Source organism: Acidithiobacillus sulfurivorans, from assembly GCF_018853815.1.
In the GTDB taxonomy this organism is placed as follows: Bacteria; Pseudomonadota; Gammaproteobacteria; order Acidithiobacillales; family Acidithiobacillaceae; genus Acidithiobacillus; species Acidithiobacillus sulfurivorans.
This window is the reverse complement of record NZ_JAAOMP010000032.1, coordinates 1-4,603: the sequence shown is the minus strand read 5'-3', so window position 1 is coordinate 4,603 and position 4,603 is coordinate 1. Positions and strand designations below refer to the sequence as shown.

The 4,603-nt window shown below is 52.1% G+C and carries 7 protein-coding genes and 1 tRNA gene; 3 read left to right on the top strand and 5 right to left on the bottom strand.

What is annotated here, in order from left to right; genetic code table 11:
* Positions 1 to 78: 78 nt before the first annotated feature.
* The 4 genes from HAP95_RS03105 to HAP95_RS03090 all read right to left on the bottom strand — a co-directional run bounded on the left by HAP95_RS03105 (position 79) and on the right by HAP95_RS03090 (position 1,410).
* The gene (locus HAP95_RS03105) at positions 79 to 474 is read right to left on the bottom strand and encodes an IS607 family transposase (RefSeq protein ID WP_226832499.1); all 396 of its coding nucleotides are present in this window, start codon (positions 472 to 474) and stop codon (positions 79 to 81) included.
* Between the two features lie 32 nt (positions 475 to 506).
* On the bottom strand, positions 507 to 719 hold the full coding sequence (locus HAP95_RS03100) for a type II toxin-antitoxin system PemK/MazF family toxin (RefSeq protein WP_303646377.1): 213 nt from the start codon (positions 717 to 719) through the stop codon (positions 507 to 509).
* A complete protein-coding gene (locus tag HAP95_RS03095) occupies positions 719 to 973 on the bottom strand; it encodes an AbrB/MazE/SpoVT family DNA-binding domain-containing protein (RefSeq protein ID WP_215882906.1) in 255 nt (84 codons plus the stop codon). The genes HAP95_RS03100 and HAP95_RS03095 overlap by 1 nt, the downstream gene beginning before the upstream one ends.
* 361 nt (positions 974 to 1,334) lie before the next feature.
* A tRNA-Asn gene (locus tag HAP95_RS03090) sits at positions 1,335 to 1,410 on the bottom strand.
* Positions 1,411 to 1,579: 169 nt separating this feature from the next.
* Here HAP95_RS03090 and HAP95_RS03085 point away from each other — a divergent pair.
* Positions 1,580 to 2,233 (top strand): YidH family protein, encoded by a 654-nt coding sequence (locus HAP95_RS03085; RefSeq protein WP_215882905.1) that lies wholly within the window; start codon positions 1,580 to 1,582, stop codon positions 2,231 to 2,233.
* Positions 2,234 to 2,235: 2 nt separating this feature from the next.
* Here HAP95_RS03085 and HAP95_RS03080 read toward each other — a convergent pair whose 3' ends face one another.
* The gene (locus HAP95_RS03080; protein ID WP_226832497.1) at positions 2,236 to 2,961 is read right to left on the bottom strand and encodes a DUF1643 domain-containing protein; all 726 of its coding nucleotides are present in this window, start codon (positions 2,959 to 2,961) and stop codon (positions 2,236 to 2,238) included.
* Positions 2,962 to 3,169: 208 nt separating this feature from the next.
* Between HAP95_RS03080 and HAP95_RS03075 the strand changes: the two genes are divergently transcribed.
* Together HAP95_RS03075 and HAP95_RS03070 are read left to right on the top strand one after the other, a co-directional pair.
* Positions 3,170 to 4,306, top strand: a complete 1,137-nt coding sequence (locus HAP95_RS03075; protein WP_215882904.1) for an efflux RND transporter periplasmic adaptor subunit — start codon at positions 3,170 to 3,172, stop codon at positions 4,304 to 4,306.
* Positions 4,307 to 4,311: 5 nt separating this feature from the next.
* Positions 4,312 to 4,542, top strand: a complete 231-nt coding sequence (locus HAP95_RS03070; RefSeq protein WP_226832495.1) for a hypothetical protein — start codon at positions 4,312 to 4,314, stop codon at positions 4,540 to 4,542.
* Positions 4,543 to 4,603: the final 61 nt, after the last annotated feature.

Genomic DNA, 4,603 nt, shown 5'->3' with positions numbered 1-4,603 from the left:
CCGGCAAATCCGGCAGGTTATCAGGTGGTCAATTTAAACGCTGTTTTCCACCCAATTCTGGCAACTTTTGCACGCTGTTTAACAGTGGGCAATGACCAAACGACCCACGCGACCCTCAATAATTTCATCAAGCAGGCGCTTCAGGCCTTTCTTGTTGTAGTTCATCCCCGAACCCAGATCAGCCACCACCTCAAACGTCCAGCCCTGCTTGGCGCAGTACAGTTCTAACACCTGTTTCTGCCGTTCCAGATCGTCTTTCTGGTCGTGGCTGGAAACGCGGGCATAGGCGATGGTTTTACGATCTTGGGGCGCGGCATGAAATAACTCTGGCTTGATCTTGGCAAGATCGTATCGACGTTGCCCGCCCGCCGTGCGTTCGGGGATTAGCCTACCCTCAGCCTCCCAACGGCGCAGCGTCGTGATCGACACACCCAACACTTCAGAGGCTTCGCCTATCGCTACATACCTATGCATAATGGGTAATATAAGTTAGATTTGGATATGTTTCAATGAAACTGTTGTAACCCCATCAAAGAAACTGCAAAACCTGCGAATCTAGCTTGATTGCCACCTTGAGTAATAGGGCAGACCCAAACCAGGCCAGAGCGATTGAAGGCTTCTCTCGATATGATCAGCATAGGGCGATGACCTTGCTGCTCACGGCCTGAAGTCGGACTGAGGTCTGCCTGCCAAATTTCCCCTCGCCGTGGCCACCGCATCAAATCTCCTCGATTCCTGCTGATGGCGCATCTATCCATTCGCGCTCTTCGGCGCTTACGGGCTGAGTGAAGTCACACTGCGAGAGCAATTCGTCCAAGGTGTAACGCTTTTGTGCTGGTCGTGCTACCAGTGCGCCGTTTTCGATCTCCAATGAGACGGCTTGACCCTCACCGACACCCCAATTCCGTATGGTCGTGGCGGGTATGCGTAGTGCCATGCTGTGTCCCCACTTCTGAATTTTGGTCTGATTCATGAACGTGCCCCCTGTTTAATGAATAAACATTGCAGATTCAAATTGACTATGACGCAAGCTACTGAGGGCAACACATAGTAGGCATGAGCTTCTAGCATACTACACGCAGGGTTTTTTACCGCAATAATCATCATCAGAACCGCCACCACGGGCGGGTTTGGTGATGATTATGATGTTTAACATTTACGAATCAAAAGTTGTTTGGGTAGCCATAGGGGAAGATTGAAGCGGGGCGCTGGGCGGATAACAGCAATGGCCGGTCTGGCGCCTAATCTGAGCGCAGCCTGGGCATTATTTGGGAAAAAAGTCAATTAAGACGCAAAAAAGCACTTAGCAAGTTGTGCTAAGTGCTTGATTCTTTTGGCTCCCCGGGACAGGCTCGAACTGCCGACCTAGTGATTAACAGTCACCCGCTCTACCGACTGAGCTACCGGGGAAAAGTGGGCGTATCCTAGCCTTCCCTTTGGTTCGCGTCAAGAACTGCGGGGCATTTTTTAAGATAATGTTGCGACACCGCTTCACGGTCCGAGTATTTCGCGATAGACTGCCCCACGCAATAATGTAACGTCCTGATCCTACCCATCCAATCATTCGGTGAACCCAGCCATGATGTTCCTGAAACGCCTGCCAACCGTACAAGAACCGCGATTGTACATGGCACTGGAACGCACGTATCTAGGTTACTTTAAGCTGCTGTTTGTATCGATCGGAACAGGATTGGTTTCAGCACGTCTAGCCGTGCTCTTTCTGGCATTACATTACGCAAAACTGGGCCATTTTTTTACCGAGCTTTTCAATGTACTGACTTGGCCCGCCATTGCTCTGGTTTTTGTGGTAGGCTTGAATTTTATGTTTGATCTGCAACATATTGAAAAAGGACCCCCCGTGGCAGCAAAAGAGATTATTGATCCGCGTATTTATATGGCCGCCGAACGTACTTTTCTGGCATGGGTGCGAACGGGTATTGGTCTGATTGCTTTTGGCTTTGTCATCGAAAAGTTTGATTTTTTTCTGGAACAACTTTCTATCATGCTCCATACTAAGCTGGTTATTGGAGAAGGGTTCTCAGGGATGGGCATTATTTTTATTGTCCTTGGAATCACCAACCTGATGATCGGTGGTATCAATTTCATTCGCACAGTCAAGAAGGTAGATGAAGGCTGCTACCATGTCCATAAATTCCTGTATGGTCTTTATGGCGTTATTTTATTTGGTATTACCGTCGCGCTGGCAGTCATGATTATTCGGGTTTCCCTGTAAAATCAGGAAAGCGGAATCAATGCATCCTGATAAGCCCAATAGCAGGCATGAAAGGGATATTTTTCGGATCCTTTACGACCATTTCGCCAAACCGGCAATCCGCTTTCTACCAGTAATTCCAGACAACTGCACACCCGCTGATCATAGGCAGATGCCGGAATACCGGCATGCCCTCCCCAGGCGATAATCACACCCGAACTTGCCGCAAGCGTTGTTTTGATGACCTTGTCATTCTGCGGGCCGACTACATGCGCCGCGCCATTCGCAAGCAACGCTTTCCCCACTTCTTTACTGTCTGTACCCCTGAGCGCAAAAAGATTCAAAATGTAGACCCCCCCACTTTCCGGGAAATTGCGCCATACATATTCCGAGGCCGTGCGTACGGTTTTATCTGCGGAGAGCTCGCTGGCACTGGAAGGGTTTTTGAGGAAAACCGTCATCATAGCGCCTTCGCGCTCACGAAATGGCAAGCTCAATCCATACCGCCAGGTACGGCACGGTGAAAAATCTGCCTGAATAGCTGCCATATCCACGGCTGGCGCATGTTGTACGGTTCGCCCGATTCTCAAGGTGCTGGAGGATAGATTCTTCGTCATGTTTTGGATTCCCGTAATCATTGCCTGTGAATCATCAACAATATCAGCAGGTGGGGCCGCCCGACCAGCAGTACCCATCGCTATCAAAGCCAGGGCATCATGATCAGCAAAAGGACAAGCTGGCCGCAGCATAGCACTGCAACGCTCCGTTGCAACGATTCAACATAATAAAATGTATATTTAACAATTAGATACAAAATTAAATTGTTGCAGTGATTTTTAGAGATTTTATAAAAACCATATTTTACATGCGCTTATTGTTTGGCACAGTTTCTGCTAATAGACAGGCAAACACTTTGGGCGTTGCTTAGGCTCATAAAAACCTGCAAGGAACCTGTCTATGAAAACAAACACCTGGCGTTGTGCATTAGTTTGCGGCCCGCTCCTTTTGGGCATGGGTTTAGGCACGGCCCTGGCGGCCGCGCCGAGCCTCGTGACAGTGCAAACGGCTCCCGGCATTGGTCCCGTGCTGGGGGGCCGGGTCATCCCGGCGTTTACGGTTACCCTACGTGCCCAGTTGCCTGGCCGGGTCAAATTTGTGGCGGGTGAAGCCGGAATGCCCATTGCACCAGGTCAGCCTTTGGTGGCTTTGGATGATGATCAGCTGCTTGCCCAGAAAGCCCAGGCTATTGCTGCCTATCAGGCCGATGAGGTCGCCCTGCACAACGGTTATTCCCAGTACGGATACCAGCTTTACAGTTATGATCCCCCCTCTTTCATGAACCCCTTTACCTGGATGGGCCAGGGCTTCAAGGCCATGATGGGCAACAGCCAGAATCCCTGGGCCACCTATCAATCCAATCTGGAAAATCGGAAAGCTACCGCCCTCAAGGCGCAAACCCAGCTGGAGGCTTCAGCCTGGAGAATTCGCCAGATTGAGGCGGAGATGAACAACTCGGTTTCCATCGCCCCCTTTCAGGGCGTAGTCCTCGCAAAAGAGGTTAATCCGGGGGATATTGTGCAGCCCGGTCAGCCGCTCATGGTGCTGGGCAGTGGTGGCCCCAAGCAACTGCTGGTCAAGGTGCCGGAAAGTCTGGCTGGTAATCTGAACCCCGGACAATCCCTGCCCGTCCACCTGGGCGATAACGCGGGCATGGTGACTGGCAGGGTTTTCCATGTAGCCCCCCAGGCCAATCCCCAAACCCATACAGTGGCGGTCAAGGTCAGTCTGCCCCGCAATGCCGCCATCCGCGTTGGGGCGTATGCGACCATCAGTCTGCCCAGCTACGGCCGCTCTGCCCAGAATGAACCAGCCATTCCCCGTAGTGCCCTCATTCCCGGGACTTCTTTGCCCTCGGTGCTGGTGGATCATCAGGGGGTGACTGAAATGCATGTGCTGCGCCTGGGTGGACCCTTGCCGGATGGGCAGATTCAGGTGCTGGCCGGACTGCGTGTGGGCCAGATCATCGTCAATGATCCCCCCGTCGGAATCGGGTCCGGCTATCAGCTCCAGACCAGCGCGTCTTCCGGAGAGTAAGCACCATGCATAACGGTTGCCAAACCCCTGAGCCGGAAACCCCGGAAACCAAACCCTCGCGCAGTCTGGGCGTAGCAGGATCCATCGCGAAGATTTTTGTCAGTTCGCCCCTGGCCCCCCTGCTCCTGATTGTGCTGCTCGCGGCGGGCATTCTTGGCCTGATTTCCACGCCCAGAGCTTCCAACCCGCAAATATCCGTACCCATGATTGATATTTTTGGCTCTTCGTCAGATTGAGTGGGTAGGGGGTAGAATGCTGTGGAGCGGTCGTGCCCTGAATTGGAGTTAGCTGATGGTC